This window comes from Elusimicrobiota bacterium, from assembly GCA_041660925.1.
In the GTDB taxonomy this organism is placed as follows: domain Bacteria; phylum Elusimicrobiota; class Elusimicrobia; order UBA1565; family UBA1565; genus JBAZUV01.
Genome location: JBAZVI010000007.1, coordinates 222775 through 240049 on the forward strand (window position 1 = coordinate 222775; position 17275 = coordinate 240049).

The following is a 17275-nucleotide window of genomic DNA, read 5'->3' on the forward strand; positions in this document are numbered from 1 at the left end:
GCCGTTCTTTAGACGCTCCCCGCGCCTCCCGTGTGTCGCCGGTTTGCATGCCTTCCTGCTATTTTGTGAAATGCCGGACGAGAGTACGCCGGAAGGAGAGCCCATGCCCACGAAGAAGGACGCCCTGACCTACGAACGGAAGAACGGCTACGAGCGCATGACGCCCGCGGACCTGAAGCGGATGGAGGAGCTCTCCAAGGAGTACATGTCCTTCCTCGGGACCTGCAAGACCGAGCGGGAGGCCTACGAGGAGGCCGTGCGCCTCCTCGAGGCCGCCGACTTCGAGGACCTCGACGCCCTCCCGGCGGGCGCGACCCTCAAGGCGGGCGACAAAGTCTATCGCGGCGCCAACGGGAAGACCCTCTTCGCGGCGGTCCTCGGCAAACGGCCGCTCGAGAAGGGCCTGCACATCGTCGGCGGGCACATCGACTCCCCCCGCATCGACGTCAAGCAGAACCCCCTCTACGAGAGCGGCGAGATGGCCCTGCTCGACACCCACTACTACGGCGGCATCAAGAAATACCAGTGGGTCTCGCTGCCGCTCGCGCTCCACGGCGTCTTCGTCAAGCCCGACGGCAAGAAGGTGTCCGTCCGCATCGGAGAGGACCCCGGCGACCCGGTCTTCTGCATCACGGACCTCCTCCCCCACATGGCCGCCGACCAGATGAAGAAGTCGCTCGCCGAGGGCATCGAGGGCGAGGGCCTCGACGTGCTCGTCGGCTCGGCCCCTTCGAAGGACAAGAAGGCCAAGGAGAAGATCAAGCACCGCGTTCTCGAGCTCCTCAAGGAGCGCTGCGGCGTCACGGAGCACGACTTCCTCTCGGCCGAGCTCGAGTTCGTCCCCGCGGGCCAGCCGCGCGAGGCGGGCTTCGACCGCTCGATGATCCTCGGCTACGGCCACGACGACCGTTCCTGCGCCTGGAGCGGCCTGAAGGCCCTGCTCGAGCTGGGGAAGACCCCTGAGTTCACCGCCTGCGCGCTGCTCGCGGACAAGGAGGAGATCGGTTCCTACGGGAACACCGGGATGGAGTCCTCCTTCCTGGAGAACACGACGGCCGAGCTCATGTCCCGCGCCGAAGGCGGCTACGACGGACTCCGCCTGCGCCGAGCGCTGGCCAACTCCTGGGCGCTCTCGGCCGACGTCAACGCCCTCTTCGACCCGCTCTACCCCGGGGTCTCGGAGAAGAAGAACGCCGCCCTGCTCAACGGCGGCGTCATCATGACCAAGTTCACGGGTGCGCGCGGGAAGTCCGGCGCAAGCGACGCCCATGCGGAGATCGTCGCCGAGGTCCGCCGCATCTTCGACAAGGCCGGCGTGGTCTGGCAGGCGGCCGAGCTGGGCAAGGTCGACCAGGGCGGCGGCGGCACCATCGCCTTCCTGCTGGCGCGCTACGGGATGCAGGTGCTCGACTGCGGCGTGGGCGTGCTCGCGATGCACGCCCCCTGGGAGCTCATCGGCAAGCTCGACCTCCACATGGCCGTGAAGGCCTACAAGGCGTTCATGCTGGACGCCCGGAGGTCTTGATGCGCCTGCGCGTCATCGTCACCGGCGGGACCTTCGACAAGGAGTACAACGAGCTCGACGGCTCTCTCTTCTTCCGCACGAGCCACCTCGGCGAGATGCTCAAGCTCGGCCGCTGCCGCATCCCGGTCAAGGTCCAGACGCTGCTGATGATCGACTCCCTCGAGATGACCGCCCGGCACCGCCGGAAGGTCCTCGACGCGGTCCAGAAATGTCCGGAGAAGAGGATCGTCGTCACCCACGGCACCGACACGATGGCGGAGACCGCCGCCGTGCTCGGGAAGTCCGTCCAGGGCAAGACGGTCGTCCTGACCGGCGCGATGGTCCCCTACAAGTTCGGCAGCTCGGACGGGATGTTCAACCTCGGCAGCGCGCTCTCCTTCGCCCAGAGCCTCCCCGCCGGGGTCTACGTCGCCATGAACGGCCGCTTCTTCCCCTGGGACGACGTCCGCAAGAACCGCAAGAAGGGCGAGTTTGAGTCCATAAGGTAGACGTTCTTCCCTACTGCCTTCCCCCGCGGGGAAGGGCGGGGAAGGGGGCGAACCCCCAAAAGAGGAAGGCCCGCTTTCGCGGGCCTTCTTCTTTCATTGCCCCCACCCTGCCCTCCCCGTGGGGGAGGACAGTAAGGAAGGGTTTACGCCCTGACCTTCTGGTCTTTCATGAACGAGGCCAAGGCGATCGAGTAGGCCTTCGTCTGCGGCGGGTCGGTGCGCGAGGGAAGGATGACCGGCACGCTCGCCCCGGCCACCAGGGCCGCGGACTTCATCCCCTCGGCGAAGTAGGTGATGCTCTTGTAGACGGGGTTCGCCGCGTCGAGGTCGGGCAGGACGATGGCGTCCACGTCGCCCGGGACCAGGCCGCCCTTGATGCCCTTCTCGTCGGCCAGCTTGCGGTCGAAGGAGATGTAGATGTCGTAGGGTCCCTCGACGATCGCGTTCGTGATGCGGCCGTCCTCGCTCATCTTCTTGAGCTCGGCGGCGTCCACGGTGCTCTGGACCTTGGGATTGACCTTCTCGATGGGGCAGACGATGGAGATCTTCGGCTTCTCCACGCCGAGCTGGCGCAGGATGTTGACCGTGTTCTGCACGATCTTGCGCTTGTGCTCGAGGTCGGGGGAGATGAGGATGGCGGCGTCGGTGACCGCGAAGAGCTTCTTGTAGTGGGAGGTCTCGAAGAGCACGAAGTGGCTGAGCGTCGTGCCCGGCTCCACCATGCCGGCGTCCTTGGCGAGGATGGCCTTCAGGTAGAGCGCGGTGTCCACGAGGCCCTTCACGAGGAAGTCGCCCTTGCCCTCTTTGACGAACTTCACGGCGAGCTTGCACATCTCGGCGGCGTCCTTGCAGTCGACGAGCTCGAACTTCTTGAGGTCGAGGCCGACCTTCGCGGTGATGTCGCGGATCTGCGCGGTGTCGCCGATGAGGATCCCGCCCGAGATGAGGCCGTTGTCGTCGGCGATCTTGCAGGCCTCCATCGCCTCGGGGTTGTTCGCCCCGGGGACGACGATGCGGTTGGACTTGCCCTTCACCATCCGCATCAACTCGTCCATGTTCTTAAATTTCATGCTTTTCTCTCCTTGGTCAATAATCGCGGATGCTGCCCGGCTCCTTCAGCGCGCGAACGGCCGCGTCGCGCAGCGCGCGCATCTCGTCGCCGCCGGGGAAGAGCATCAGGGGAGCGATCCACGACACGCTCTCCCGGATGAACGGGACGATGAAGTCCTCGTCGTAGACGATGCCGCCCGACAGGACGACCGCGTCCACCTTCCCCTTGAGCACCGCGGCCATGGCCGCGATCTCCTTCGAGATCTGGTAGGCCATCGCGAGCAGGCACTCCTTCGCCTTCTCCGGCGTGACCTTGGACTTGTCGAGCCCCGCCTTCTCCGGCACGGGCTCGCCCTTGATGTATTTCTTCAAAGCGACGATGTCGGCCGTCCCGGTATAGGCGACGAGGCCGCCGCGGCCCTTGATCTTGAGCTTCATCTCGGCGACGGGGATCTTCCCCGCGTAGCAGAGCTTCGCGAGCCCGCCCGTCGGCACTCCGCCGGAACGCTGGGGCGTGAAAGGGCCGTCGCCGTCGAGGGCGTTGTTGACGTCCACGACCCGGCCGCCCAGGTGGGCCCCGACCGAGACGCCGCCGCCGCCGTGCAGGACGACGAGACGGCAGTCCTCGTACTTCCGGCCGAGCTTCTCCGCGGCCAGGCGGGCCACGCGCTTCTGGTTCAAGGCGTGGAAGATGGAGATGCGCGGGTTCTCCGGCATGCCGGAGTAGCGGGCCAGCGGTCCGAGCTCGTCGACGACCACGGGGTCGGCGATGAAGGAGGGGATCTTGAGCGGTTCGGCGACCTCGTGGGCGATGAGCCCGCCGAGGTTCGAGGCGTGGTCGCCCAGGACGCCCTCGCGCAGGTCCGCCAGGAGCTTCTCCTCGACGCGGAAGACTCCGCTCGGAACGGGCTTGATGAGCCCGCCGCGGCCGACGACCGCGCTCAGCTCCGTGAGGGCGATCCCCTTCTCCTTGAGGGTCTTCACCACCAGATCGCGCCGGAAGTGGAACTGCGCGGTGATCTTCTCACCCTCGAAGGGTTTGAGGTCCTCGGAGGAGTAGCGGACGACGGTGTGGAACACCTCTTCGTCGCCGCGGAAGAACGCGATCTCATCGGAAGTGGAGCCGGGATTGATGACGAGGACGTTGCAGGACATGACTTGCTCAGTATAGCAAATCATCTATAATCGCCCGGAACGGCGCTCCCGGGCGCCCTTGGAGGAATCATGAAGAACCTGACGCTCGTCCTGTTCTCCTCGCTCCTGCTCTCCGCCGCGCTCCACGCAGCGCCGCCCTCGGCCAAGCCGGCTGCAAAGCCCGCGCCCGCCGCCGCGGTCGTCTACGACATCGACCCCCAGCACAGCAGCGTCGGCTTCTCCGTCCGCCACATGACCGTGAGCAAGGTCCGCGGACGCTTCACCCAGTTCACCGGCGACTTCGTCTACCTCAAGGGCAAGCCCGCGCTCTGGAAGGCCCAGGCCGCCATCGACACCATGAGCGTCGACACCGACATCGAGGCGCGCGACAAGCACCTGCGCTCGGCCGACTTCTTCAACTGCGACAAGTTCCCGCAGATGGTCTTCAAGAGCACGAAGGCGACGGACCTCAAGGGCGAGAAGGCGAAGCTCCACGGCGAGCTCACCCTCCTCGGCGTCACCAAGCCCGTCGTCCTCGACCTCGAGATCGGCGGCGAAGCGAAGGACCCCTGGGGCGGCGAGCGAGCCGGCTTCTCGGCGCACGGGAAGATCAACCGAAAGGACTTCGGGATGGTCTGGAACAAGACCCTCGACGCCGGCGGCGTCATGGTCGGCGAGGACGTCGAGCTCTTCCTCGAGGTCGAAGGCGTCCGCCGCAAGAGCTGATCCGCCCTTCCACCGACGCGAAGGCCGCCCCTTCGGGGCGGCCTTCCTTTATAGGTGCGGACGCACCGGACCCTTGACGGACGCGTGAGGAGGAGGCAAACTTCTGGGGTGCGATCCCCCATGAAGACCCTGCTCCGCGGCCTGCGCCTGAGCGTCCTCCCCGTCCTCTGCGCCGGGACGGCCCTCGCCGGGTCGGTGACCCACTCTCCCACCCGGACCAAGACCTTCGTCAACTCGAACTGCGAGGCCGACCAGACCTGCGACCTGCTCAGCTTCTCGCTCCATCAGTATGAATATAAAGTGGATTTCGCCGGCGGCACGGAACAGAGCTACGGCACCACCGTAAACTTCGAGTACACGACGAAGTCCCCCGGGTCGCTGGAGGACTTCGCGCTCGTGAACTTCATCCGCGGCTGCCAATTCGACTCGACGTCCAGGAACGGACGGGTCGCGCGCGCCTACGCCGTCAAGGTCGAGTCGTTCGGGCGGATGGTGCCGTACCGCTTCCCCGATTGGAGCATCGACTCCTTCGACGCCAACCCGATGTACAACAACTGGCCCGAGGAGGAGGTCGCGGCGGGCGCTTCGCTCCACGGCTCCTACCGCTGGAACAAGGTCCCGGGCTCCTTCGACGAGAAGACCGAGGTGTACTTCGTCCAGGAGCGCCCGAGGACGGGACGCCTCTACGTCTCCGACCGCCCCGGCACGGCGTTCGTCTTCGACGGAGGCGCGAGCGCCAAGAACATCTCGGTGCAGTTCCGCGTCTGCATCTACCGCACACGCGACATCCCGCGCTCCACGAGCCCCGACAACCTCGCCTTCGCCTCCCCCATCGCCTGTCACGAGTGGGCGAGCTCCTACGTCTGGGACTTCGAAAAGGGAGAGATGACCCGCCCCAAGGAGCTCGACTGCGGCGACTGATCGGGAATCCCCCACTGGGGATTCCGGTCTAGTTGATGGCGCCCGACCGGGTTCCCGTGGCTCCCCAGGTGATGTTGATGTTCCCGGTGACGGCTGCGCCTGCCGCGCCGCCGGCGCCGCCGCTCCCTCCGCCTCCGTTGAAAGTCGCGTTCTGCCCCGCGGCGCCGCTCGCGCCCAGGTCGCCCCCGGCCCCACCGGCTCCGCCCACATCGAGGAATGTGCCGTTATCGCAATACCCGCCCGCTCCGCCGCCGCCCGGCGCCCCGAGCGTGCCCGCGCTTCCGTTGCCGCCCGCTTCGCCGTCGCTGGCGTAGTAGGGCCCGCCGGCGCCCGCGGCGCCGGAGATCCGGCCTCCCCCTCCGCCTCCTCCTCCGGTCTGATCGTTCGTGCAGTCCATTCCCCGATCCTGCCAGCCGCCGCCCCCGCCGCCCCCGCCGCCCCCGCCGCCGATCGTGCCGTTGTTGGTGATGAAGACGGAGACGGAGACGACCAGCGCGGACCCGCCGTCCCCGCCGGCACCGGCATTGAGGACCCCCGCGGCGGTGCTGCCGCCGGCGCCGCCGGCGCCGCCTTTCCCCAGGATGGCGCCGTCGTTGATGATGCTGACGTTCGTGCCGGCCGGGAAGGTGTTCACGGTCAGCGCCGCCGAGCCCGTCGAATTCGAGCCGACCTTGACGCCTCCGTTGATGGTCAGCACGACGGACTGCCCGCTCGTCCACCCGCCGGACACGGCGTTCGTGTAGACGTCATAGTTCTGAGTATCGGCGCTGATCACGAGGTCGATGCCCCCGGTGTTCACCGCGCCCTTCACTCGGGTCGAGTTGTAGCCGCCGAGCCAGGTGATGGCGTTGCCGTTGAGCTTGAGCGAGGAACCGCCGGAACCGGGAGCGGTGAGGGTATAGTAGCCCGCATCCGTGCGCCAGGCGCTCCCGCCGCTCGATCCGTACCCTCCTCCTCCGCCTCCGCCGCTTCCGCCGTAGTCCACGCCGCCGTCCGCGTAGTAGCCGGTGCCGCCGGCGTCGCCGGACGCGCCGCCGGCCCCGCCGACGGAGGTGTCCCAGAAGTTTCCGGGGCAGGTGCTCTCATGGTAGCCGTCATTGGCTCCTCCCCCGCCGCCGGCGGCGCCGCCGGTCGCGACCTGCTCGCAGGGCGTCTGCGCCGTGATCGCGCCGTCGCCGCCGAAGCCGTTGATGATGCGGCCTCCTCCTCCTCCGCTGGAGTACCAGCCGGCGACCCCGTCGCAGGAGCCGTCCGCGGCGCCGTTCCCTCCGACATCCCATACCACGCCGCCGGCTCCGCCCGACGCGACGCTGCCGCCCGGGCACTTGGCGCCGCCGCCCGCGCCGCCGCCGGCTCCTCCTCCACCTCCCGTATAAGAAAGGTCCGTGGCGTACGCATGTCCGCCGCCGCCGCCGCCGGCCACGATGTAGCCGTCGGTGTTGTCGATGGTGAGCGCGACGCTCGTCTCCACCGCCGGACCGCCGTTCTGCGGCGCGGAGTTGTACGCCGCGGCGCCGCCGCCCGCCCCGCCCTTGCCCATGATGATGCCGTGGTTGATGATCTTCAAAGTCGAGCCCGCGGGCAGGTTCCCCGAGGTCAGCGCCGGCTTGGAGACGTCGTCGGACCACACGTAGATGCTGGTGTCGATGGTCAGCTCCACGGCGACCGGAGCGGAAGGGCTCCCCAGCGCCGTGAAGACGTTGTACTCCTGCGTGTCCGCGCTGAGAGTCAGCGTCTGGACCGGGAGGCTGTTCCGCTTCCAGAACGCTCCCAGGTTGAAGACGACCGCGCTCGCGCTCCCCGCGTCGAGCAGGAGCAGGAGCGACAGGAACGCGGAGACCGCCCTCTTCATCTCAATACCCCGGGATCCACGCCGCGTAGACGTGCGTGCCCAGCACGATGAAAGTATACACCGTGTGCTTGCCCGTCGTCGTCGCCCCGTGGTCCGGCGGCAGGTGCATCGTCAGAGCGGTGGAGCCGCTGTCGCTGTAGGCGTTGAAGCCGCAGGTCCCCACGCCCGTGCCCTGCACCGCCAGCGAGTAGCTCGCCCCATCCTTCATGTGGTACAGGTTCCAGCCCGCGCTGCAGCTCTGGTTCGTGTACTGGAGGTTGCCGCTCAGGAAGTTGATGCTCGTCCCCGTGTTCGAGGTCGTCTTCCCGACGATCTGCCCGCTGGCCACGTGCAGGACCCCGAGCGGGGTCGTCGTCCCGATGCCGACGTAGCCCTGGCTGCTGATCGTCACCCTCTCCGCACCGTCGGCGTAGAAGTGATGCTGGTCGACGTTGCCGTTCGAGGAGCCGTAGTACAGGTGCGTCGCGTTGTCCCCGACCAGGGTGTCCAGGAACATGCCGTTCATGCTCCAACTCCCGGTGATCGACCCGCCCCTCGTCCCCGCCCCGGAGGTGTCCTGCAAGATGAGCCGCGCCTCGCCGGCCGTACTCGACGAAACATGGAGCTTGGAGGTCGGGTTCGTCGTCCCGATGCCGACGTTGCCGGACCCGCCGATGATGCTCAGCAGGTCGTTCGACTGCCCGTTCCAGACGTGCAGGTCCCGCGCGACGCCCGACTCCCGGTTCAGGTAGATCGTGCTGTCGGTCCCGGGATTGATCCGGATGATGCCGTCCTGGCCGTAGGAGCTCAGTCTCAGGAAGCGGGTGGACGCATTGAGTCCGTCCGTGTTGATCTTCAGGGCGCCCTGAAGCGCCGTGTTCCCGTTGTTGTCGACGACGAAGCTCCCGGAGGTCCCGGCCGAGTCCGAGCTCACGAACAGGACGTTGCTTGTCCCCGTCCCCTGCACGCTCAGCCTCCCGCCGGGGTTCGGCGTCCCGATCCCGACCTTGCCGTCCCCCTTGACGACCAGCAGCTCCTGCCCCGCCGCCGTGCCGCTCGAGACCTGCAGCACCGCGTCCGTCGCGACCGCGTTCGCGCTCGAGACGTGCAGGCGCGCGGCGGCCCGCTGGACTCCGAGACCGACGGCGACGCGGCCGCTGTTTTCGACGGCCATCTGGTTCGCGCCGAAGTTCTCCTTGAACCCGATGTCCTGACCCGTCTGCCTGTTCACGACCAGCGTATAGCCGCCGCGGTTGAACAGGCCGTTCCCATCGTTCCCAAGGGAGCCGTTCATGCTCACGCCGCCGAACGCCGTATCGCTCGTCCACGCCCCGACCATCACGTGCCCTGCGCCGCTGCCTTTCACGTCCAACGCCGCCGCCGGGCTCGGCGTACCGATGCCGACCCACCCGTTCGCGACGACGAGCGTGCTCCCGCCCACCGAGAACGCATCGCCCCGCACCGTGATCGTCGAGTTCCCCAGCATCGTCAGCGGGCCGGTCATCCCGTCGCCGGCCCTGTCGACCTTGCCGGAGCCGCCCGAGATGCCGGTCAGCGCGGACCCGTCCCCGTAGAGCTTGTTCGCATAGACCTCTCCCTGCCCGGTCACGCGGAACACGTTCGAGGACCCCGTCGAGACGATGAGGATGTCGCCGGCCTCGCCCGTCCCGCTCGAGACGTGCAGGCGCGCAGCCGGAGCCGTCGTCCCGATCCCGGCGCTGCCGCCGGGCGCCAGGGTCATGCGGGTGTTGTAGGCCGAGCCGTTGTACTCCTCAAAGAACAGCTTGTTGACGTCGCCGCCGTCCTTGCGGTGCATCATGGCCCAGTACCTGGTCCAATCGTTGTTCCAGAACACCATGTTCGTGTAGTTGAAGGCGTCTCCGAGGCCCTGGAGCTCGAACTGGGTCTTGCCGGTACTGTTGCTGAAGTCCACCGTGCCGTCCGGACTCATCACCATGCGCTGTTTATAGTTCGTGCCGTCGAACTCCTCGAGGAGCAGGTTGTTCGTCTCTCCGCCGACTTTCCGGTGGTACCAGCCCCAGTACTTCGGCGTCGCGTCGTTCGATAGGAGGCTCAAGCCGGAATAGTTCCAGGCGTTGCCCGGGCCCGAGATGTCGATCCTGCCCATCGTGTCGGGACTGCGCACGGTCAGCGTCGTGGTCGCGTCCCCGGGCCCCACGATGACCTTGCCGTCGCCCTTGACCTGGAAGAGCTCCTGCCCCCAGGCGGGCCCGCTGGAGACCTGGAACACCGTGTCCGTGGCGACCGCGTTCGCGCTCGAGACGTGCAGGCGCGCGGCGGCCCGCTGGACTCCGAGACCGACGGCGACGCGTCCGCTGTTTTCGACGGCCATCTGGTTCGCGCCGAAGTTCTCCTTGAACCCGATGTCCTGGCCGGTCTGCCTGTTAACGACCAGCGCATAGCCGCCGCGATTGAACAGACCGTTCCCATCGTTCCCAAGGGAGCCGTTCATGCTCACGCCGCCGAACGCCGTATCGCTCGTCCATGCGCCGATCATCACGTGCCCTGCGCCGCTGCCTTTCACGTCCAACGCCGCCGCCGGGCTCGGCGTACCGATGCCGACCCACCCGTTCGAGACGACGAGCGTGCTCCCTCCCACCGAGAACGCGTCGCCCAGCACCGTGATCGTCGAGTTCCCCAGCATCGTCAGCGGACCGGTCATCCCGTCCCCGGCTTTCGCGACCTTGTCCGCGCCGTCGCTCACTCCCGTCAGGGCGGACCCGTCGCCGTAGTACTTGTTCGCGCGCACCTCGCCCTGGCCGTTGACACGGAAGACGTCCGAAGTCCCCGTGGAGACGGCCAGAAGGTCGCCGGGCTCCCCCGCCCCGCTCGAGACGTGCAGCAGATAGTACGGCAGGGTCGTCCCGACGCCGACGGCCCCGCCCGAGCTGATGAAGAGGTCTCCCTCGCGTCCCGCGGTGCCGAGGCCGAGGCCGCGGGGCCCCGAAGCCTGTCCGGCGCCGCCTCCGTTGTGGCTGATGGCGAACCCCGAGGCGTTGTACGTGAAGCGCGTGTTCCCATCCCATGACGGCTGACCGATCCCGTTCGCCCCCGTGAAGGTCAGGACCGGCACCTGAGCTGCGGCCTGACCGGCCCCGGCGGTCATGCTCGAGACCACGATGTTCGTGTTGCCGCCCCTCACGTGCAGGAACCCGTCGGGAGCCGTCGTCCCGATGCCGGTCCGGCCGTCGCCCATGACGGCGACGAGTTCCTGCCCCGCCGCCGCGCCGCTCGAGACGAGCAGCACCGTATCGGCCGCGACCGCGCTCTCGCTGCTCACGTGCAAACGCGCGGCCGGGGTCTGCGTTCCCACTCCAAACTGTCCCGAGGGGTCGAGTCGTGCACGCTCGACGTTGCGGCTGAAGAGCGCGGTATAGTCGTGTACGCCTGCGGCGCCCTTCTGGAACTTCATCACGTTGTGAAGCGCGGTCCCCGCGTCGTCGACCGTCCGGAGATACAGCCCCGCCCCACCGCTGAAGAGGTCGAAGTTCTTGGCGTCGGCGCCGCCGGAGGCATCCGTCATGAGCAGGCGCGGCCCCGCTGCGCTCAAGGTCAGCAGGGCGAGAGGATCCGCTGTCCCGATTCCAAGTCGGCCGTTCCTGACCGCCAGCGTCGAGCCGCCGACAGAGAACGCATCGCCTTTGACGGTGACCGTGGAGTTGCCCAGCATCGTCAGCGGACCGGTCATCCCGTCGCCGGCTTTTGCAACCTTGTCGTCGAGCCCCGCGCCGAGGGTGCCGGTCGCGATGTCCACGAAGCCGCTGCCGATATGCAGACGCAGCCGGTTGTTCGTCGAATTATAGTAGAGCGCGCCCGCGGAACCGGCCGGGTCGCCCGCGGCCGCCGTGAAGAGCATCGGCGCCGGCACCGTCAGCGCGCCGGTGAAGGTCTTGTCGCCGCTGAAGGTCTGCGCTCCGGTGAGCTTCGCCACGTTGCTCGAAAGCGCGCCGTCGACGATGCCGGTGAAGTTGGTCCCCGACAGGGCGGGAGCGGCGTTCCACGTCGGCACGGAGCCGTTGGACGTCAGGACGGCGTTCGCTCCCCCGATGGACAGGAACGTCGTATGGTCCGCGGAGGACTGGTAGGGCAGCGCACCGGCAGTACCGCCGCCCAGGTTCGCCGTCGTGTCGACCGACTGCCCCGAGGCGCTCGATTGGCACGCGCCCGGCCCCGTGCACTGGCACACGAGGTATTGGATGTACGGCGCGTTGGTGCCGGCGACGGAGCCCGCGTTGTTGACCGTGACCCCCGTGACATGTGAGGCGACGTTCCCCGCATAGCTCCCGTTATGGGTGGCGGCTCCGTTGTCGGCCCCCACGGTGACGTCCGCACCCGAGGCATCGCCCAGGAGGTCGTGCACATGCCCTGGATCGGTGATGGCGTGATCGTGCTGTCCCACCGCCCGGTTCTCGAGGTTGCTCAACGCCGACCCCGCGGTTCCCGCCAGAGTGCCGCTCGGCGGCAATCCGACCACGTATCGGCCCTGGGCGCCGGAGACTTCGTTCCATCCGCTCGGACAGCTCGCCAGATTGAAGAACATCACTGCGCCCGCCGGCACGCCGCCTCCGGAAAGGTCCAGCCAATCCGCCGTGAGCGTCCCCGTCGAGAGCCGCAGCTTCTTCGCGGCGGAATCATAATAGACGCGTCCGGGCGCGGCCGCCGGCTGGGAGATGCCGGCGAACGTGTAGTAGCCGGCGGCGGCGATCGTGCTGGCCGTGAGGTCCCCCACCTGGACATCCCCCGACACATGGAGCTTCGACCCCGGATCCGCCGTCCCGACGCCGACGTTGCCGCCGGTCGGCTGCAGAGAGATGTTCTGCGCCGATTGCAGCATGGCCGTCGAAGTCGCATCCAGCCGGGTCAATTTGAGCCACTCCGTGCCCGCGGAGGTGAAGCGCAGGAGCTTCCCCTGGCTGTCCGCCAGGGGACTCTGGATGTCGAGCACCGCCGCCGGGGTTCCCGTCCCGATCCCGACCTTCCCGTCGGCCTTGACGACGAAGACGTCGGTGGCCCCTCCCGCGTCCCCGTCGCTGTCGTTGAGGGCGCGAAGGATGAAGCGCGTCGAGTTGACCGTGGAATCCCCGAGCTTCAAGGTCGAATCGACGTTCGCGCCGCGGTTGTCGAAGTAGGCGACCCCGTCCGGAAGGACGCCCGGCAGGGTGTAGACCGACTGCAGCTGCGCGCCGGGGCTCGTCGAGCCGATCCCGACCCGACCGGTCGCATCGACGTTGACCCAGTCCTTCCAGGTCGAGCCGTTCCACATCGAAAGACTGAAGAATCCGTTGGCCGGCGCGAGCTGCCAGAGGTTCGTGCTCCCGGTGGACATCCGCAGCCCGTGGTTGTGGTAGTCCGTGACGCCGAGCGATTCGACGCGAGAGCCCGAGGTCCGGATGACGCCGGCAACGTCCAGCGTCGTCCCGGGATCGGACTTACCGACGCCCACCTTCCCGTCCCCTTTGACGACGAGCAGCTCCTGTCCCTGGCCCGTCCCGCTGGAGACCTGGAAGACCGTTTCCGTCGCGAGCGCGCTCGCGCTCGAGACGTGCAGACGCGCGGCGGGATAGACCACGCCGATCCCCACGCTGCCGTTCGGCTCGATGGTCAGCTGGCTGTTGGATTGCTGCCAGACGCCCCTCCCCAGCAGAAGCTGGCCGAGGGAGTTCTGACCGATGAAGGAGTTCGTGTTCCCGGGATACTCCATGAACAGGGTGCCGCCGTTCGTGCTCCTCAGATGCAGCAGGCTCCCCGGGCTGGACGCCCCGATGCCGACGTTGCCGGCCGCGCGATAGACGTCCGCGCCCGAGACCGTCCAGTTCGAGCCGGTGCCGGGAGTAAGGATGGTGCCGTTGACGCGGATCTCCGTGGCGTTCAGCGAACCGGCCACGTTGACCTTGTAGCTTCCGGGATCCGTCATGCCGATGCCGACGTTGCCGTTGACCACGAGGGCGGCGTTGGTGTAGTTCGCGTCGGCGTAGCCGATGTTGAGGCGCGGATTGTCCCCCCCGACCGCGAGGCCATAGGAGCTTCCACGCAGCCGCACCTGGTCGGCGGCATACGTGCGCCACAGGATGTCGCCGTAGACGTTCGAGTCGGTCTCCAGCATGAGGCTGGGACCGCCGCTGCCGGCGCTCAGATTGTGCCCAAAACGGAGATTCGAGACGGAGTCCTTCACGTGCAGACGCGCGTTCGGCGTCGTCGTGCCGATCGCGACGCTCCCTCCGCTCGGCTGCAGGACCATGTGCGGGAAAACGCCGTCGTCGGCGTCCGTCTGCGCCGAGATGTACTTCGTCCCGGTCTCCGTGTTCTGGGACACGACGTTGAGCCGTGGGTTGCGGCCGGTCTGCTCCGCGACGAGCTGCAGCAGGTTCCGCGTCTCGCCCGCTCCGGTCGGAGTGTTGACGCTCAGGCGGTAGACCGGGTTCATCGTGCCGATGCCGACGCTCCCGCCCGCGGGGTTGAGCAGGATCGGAAGCGAGGGAGCGTCGTTGATCATCCCCTGGAGCCAGGCATAGCCGCCCGTCAGATTGCCCATCGCGAGACCGTAGCCGTTGTCCGAGCCGCGCAGATAGAGCGACGCGCTGCTGACGCCGACCCCCAGCGGGATCGGCCGGTTCACGTTCAGCTTCGCAAGCGGGCTCGGCACCCCGATACCGACGTCCCCGAGTACGTTGACGACGACGCGCTCCGTCGCGTTCGTGCGCAGGGAGATCCCGCTCTGGGCGTGGATCGCGAGACCGTCGAAGTCGGAACCCGTGTTATAGACGAAGGCGCCGACGCCGCCCGCCGCCGCGGCATCCGCGTCGCGGAAGCGGAGTTGTCGGGCGGCGTTGTTGAAGCCGTCGACCAGCAGACTCGCCTTGACCGTGACCGACGACCCGTCCTGCATGGTCAACGGACCGGTCATGCCGTCGCCGGCCCTGTCGACCTTGCTGGAGAGGTTGATTCCCGTGAGCGAAGAGCCGTCGCCGTAGAGCTTGTTCGCATACACTTCGCCCTGCCCGGTCACCCGGAACACGTTCGAGGTCCCGGTCGAAACGACGACGATGTCGCCCGCCTCGAGCGCCCCGGTCGCGACGTGCAGCCGATACTGGGGATCGCTCGTCCCTATGCCCACCGCACCGATCGAACTGACGAACAGGTCGTCTTCCCGACCGCCGGCCCCGAGGCCGAAGCCGAGCGGACCCAGGTTCGGCCCGCTCGTGCCCCCGTTGTGACTGATCGAGAAGCCTGCGTCGTTGTAGGTGAACCGCGTACTTCCATCCCAGGAACTCGGCCCGCCGCCCGTATAGCCGAAGAACGTCATCACGGGGACCTGCGCTATGTTCGGGCCGGACCCCGCACTCGCGCTGGACACGACGACGTTCACGTTCCCCTGTTTGAGGTGGAGGATCCCCGTCGGATCCGCCGTCCCGAAACCCACCCAGCCGTTCGCCACGACGAGCGTGCTGCCGCCGACCGAAAACGCGTCGCCCTTCACCGTGACCGTCGAGTTCCCGAGCATCGTCAGGGGGCCCGTCATCCCGTCGCCGGCCCTCGCGACCCTTCCGTCGAGCGCCGTCGTCACCGTCGAGAGGTCGATGAAGCCCGAGGGCACCGCGCCGGAGGTCAGCTTCAAATTCAGCGCCGTCGTGACCGTCGAGAGGTTCACGGAACCCGGCGGGATCGCGGCCCCCGCGTCCAGCTTCAGCGCCAGCGCGTCCGTCACCGTCGAGAGATCCACGAAGTCCGTCGGCACCGCGCCGCTCGTCAGCTTCAGGCTCAGCGCCGTCGTGACCGTCGAGAGGTTCACCGAACCCGGAGGGATCGCGGCCCCCGCGTCGAGCTTCAGCGCCAGCGCGTCCGTCACCGTCGAGAGATCCACGAAGTCCGTCGGCACCGCGCCGCTCGTCAGCTTCAGGCTCAGCGCCGTCGTGACCGTCGAGAGGTCGACATACTGCGGCGCGACCGCAGCCGAGGCCGCGGGGAGGTTCGTCAACAGCGAGGCGTTGACCGCGGGGAGGCGATTCGAACCATCGAGCTTGACGAGCCGGTCCGCCGCGTTGAAAACGTTGCCTTGCAGCGTGACGGAGGAGGACTGCAGCGTCAGAGGGCTGACCCCGGTGCCGAGCCCGGTGAACTGGGCCCCGTCGGCGTTGACGGAGCTCAGGCCCGCGCCCGCCGAGCCCGTGGCGATCGCGACGAAGCCGCCGGAGTTGAGACGGAGCATGAGGGCGCCCTCTCCGGCGATGTCGTAGTACAGCCGTCCGGGCGCCGCGGCCGGAGCGGCGCTCAGATTCGCAAGGGTGACATATCCTGCCGCGGCGATGGTGCTCGCGGTCTGCTCTCCGACCTGAAGATCTCCGCCCGCGACGTGCAGGCGGGTGACCGGCGCCTGCGTACCGATCCCGATGCGGCCGGAGGCCACCGCAAAGGTCGCTCCCCCCACCGAGAACGCGTCGCCCTTCACCGTGACCGTCGAGTTCCCGAGCATCGTCAGCGGCCCCGTCATCCCGTCGCCGGAGCGGTCCACCTTGCCGAGGAGCGCCGCCGTCACGGTCGAGAGGTCGATGAAGTCGGCCGGCACCGCCCCGCTCGTCAGCTTGAGGCCGAGAGCGGCCGTCACCGTCGAAAGGTCGACGAAGTCCGAGGGAACGGCGCCGCTCGTCAGCTTCAGATTCAAAGCCGCCGTCACCGTCGAGAGGTCGACGTACTGCGGCGCGATGGGGCCCGACGCCGCGGGCAGGTTCGTGAGCAGCGAGGCGTTGACCGCGGGCAGGCGGCCGGAGGAGTCGAGCTTCACGAGCCGGTCCGCCGCGTTGAAGCTGTTGCCCTGCAGGGTCACGGAGGAGGAGAGCGCGGAGAACTGACCGCCCGCCAGGTGCAGCGAGAGCTCGTCGGCGGTGTAGGTCGCGCCGCCCGCGCCGGCGGTGCCGGTCGCGATGTCGACGAAGCCGCTGCCGATGTGCAGGCGCAGCTTGTTGCTCGCCGAGTTGTAGTAGAGCGCGCCGGCGGAGCCGGCAGGGTCGCCCGCGGCGCCCGCGAAGAGCGTCGGCGCAGGAACGCTCAGCGCCCCCGTGAAGGTCTTGGCGCCGGCGATGCTCTGCGCCGTCGTGTCGGTCGAGACGAACGAGAGGTAGCCGCGCCCGTCGAGCGCGCCCGCGTTGAGAGCGTAGGGCGCGGCGGCGAGCTTCTCACGCGGGGTCAGCGGGGTGCCGTCGACGGTGACCTGCAGCCAGCGCTCGGAGCCGTAGAAGTAGAGCGGTGAGAGCGGCGTCGCCGCGCCGAGCTGCACGGCGAACACGCCGTTGACGACGCTCACGCCGCTCTGCGTCTCGGACCAGAGCGGAGTCCCGCCCGAGGAGGCGTCATAGAGCGCAAAGGCGAGGTTGTGTCCGCCGGAAAGGGGGTTGTTCGACGCGTCGGTGAGGCGGCCCTGGAAGTTCATCGCGGCCGGGAAAGTCTGCGCCCGGACACACGTCACCCCTACCCACGGGAGGATGAGGAAGGCAGCCACCAGGACGACCCGGACGGGGGCGACGGTCAGGACCCCCCTCCGGATGTCGTGGATGCGCCGGCCTTCTCTCTGGTTCATACGGCCTC

Annotated in this window: 8 protein-coding genes; 4 read left to right on the forward strand and 4 right to left on the reverse strand. The window is 68.0% G+C overall.

Annotated elements, in window-relative coordinates:
- Window positions 1-103 precede the first annotated feature (103 nt).
- Together WC969_11550 and WC969_11555 are read left to right on the forward strand one after the other, a co-directional pair.
- Window positions 104-1525: an aminopeptidase gene (locus WC969_11550; protein ID MFA6030480.1), complete on the forward strand. Its 1422-nt coding sequence runs from the start codon at window positions 104-106 to the stop codon at window positions 1523-1525.
- Window positions 1525-2013: an asparaginase domain-containing protein gene (locus WC969_11555; GenBank protein MFA6030481.1), complete on the forward strand. Its 489-nt coding sequence runs from the start codon at window positions 1525-1527 to the stop codon at window positions 2011-2013. Before WC969_11550 ends, WC969_11555 begins: the two co-directional genes overlap by 1 nt.
- Before the next feature lie 143 nt (window positions 2014-2156).
- Here the strand turns inward: WC969_11555 and WC969_11560 are convergent, their stop codons facing one another.
- Both WC969_11560 and buk read right to left on the reverse strand, forming a co-directional pair.
- Complete coding sequence (locus WC969_11560) at window positions 2157-3083, reverse strand: phosphate acyltransferase (protein MFA6030482.1); 927 nt, start codon at window positions 3081-3083, stop codon at window positions 2157-2159.
- Window positions 3084-3099: 16 nt separating this feature from the next.
- Window positions 3100-4218 carry a butyrate kinase gene (buk, locus tag WC969_11565; GenBank protein ID MFA6030483.1) on the reverse strand — a complete coding sequence of 373 codons (1119 nt, stop codon included), beginning with the start codon at window positions 4216-4218 and terminating at the stop codon, window positions 3100-3102.
- Window positions 4219-4287: 69 nt separating this feature from the next.
- On the opposite strand from buk, the gene WC969_11570 reads away from it, so the two are divergent.
- Window positions 4288-4923 carry a YceI family protein gene (locus tag WC969_11570; protein MFA6030484.1) on the forward strand — a complete coding sequence of 212 codons (636 nt, stop codon included), beginning with the start codon at window positions 4288-4290 and terminating at the stop codon, window positions 4921-4923.
- Window positions 4924-5043: 120 nt separating this feature from the next.
- Window positions 5044-5844, forward strand: coding sequence for a hypothetical protein (locus WC969_11575; GenBank protein MFA6030485.1), 801 nt, complete (start codon window positions 5044-5046; stop codon window positions 5842-5844).
- Window positions 5845-5872: 28 nt separating this feature from the next.
- Here the strand turns inward: WC969_11575 and WC969_11580 are convergent, their stop codons facing one another.
- A complete protein-coding gene (locus tag WC969_11580) occupies window positions 5873-7696 on the reverse strand; it encodes a hypothetical protein (GenBank protein ID MFA6030486.1) in 1824 nt (607 codons plus the stop codon).
- A 1-nt stretch (window position 7697) separates the two neighbouring features.
- Complete coding sequence (locus tag WC969_11585) at window positions 7698-17267, reverse strand: hypothetical protein (protein MFA6030487.1); 9570 nt, start codon at window positions 17265-17267, stop codon at window positions 7698-7700.
- Between the last annotated feature and the right edge of the window lie 8 nt (window positions 17268-17275).

Excerpts from the sequence above, each read along its gene's own strand:
- WC969_11550 (MFA6030480.1), top strand. The coding sequence starts at position 104 with ATGCCCACGAAGAAGGACGCCCTGACCTACGAACGGAAGAACGGCTAC.
- WC969_11555 (MFA6030481.1), top strand. The coding sequence starts at position 1,525 with ATGCGCCTGCGCGTCATCGTCACCGGCGGGACCTTCGACAAGGAGTAC.
- WC969_11560 (MFA6030482.1), bottom strand. The coding sequence starts at position 3,083 with ATGAAATTTAAGAACATGGACGAGTTGATGCGGATGGTGAAGGGCAAG.
- buk (MFA6030483.1), bottom strand. The coding sequence starts at position 4,218 with ATGTCCTGCAACGTCCTCGTCATCAATCCCGGCTCCACTTCCGATGAG.
- WC969_11570 (MFA6030484.1), top strand. The coding sequence starts at position 4,288 with ATGAAGAACCTGACGCTCGTCCTGTTCTCCTCGCTCCTGCTCTCCGCC.
- WC969_11575 (MFA6030485.1), top strand. The coding sequence starts at position 5,044 with ATGAAGACCCTGCTCCGCGGCCTGCGCCTGAGCGTCCTCCCCGTCCTC.
- WC969_11580 (MFA6030486.1), bottom strand. The coding sequence starts at position 7,696 with ATGAAGAGGGCGGTCTCCGCGTTCCTGTCGCTCCTGCTCCTGCTCGAC.
- WC969_11585 (MFA6030487.1), bottom strand. The coding sequence starts at position 17,267 with ATGAACCAGAGAGAAGGCCGGCGCATCCACGACATCCGGAGGGGGGTC.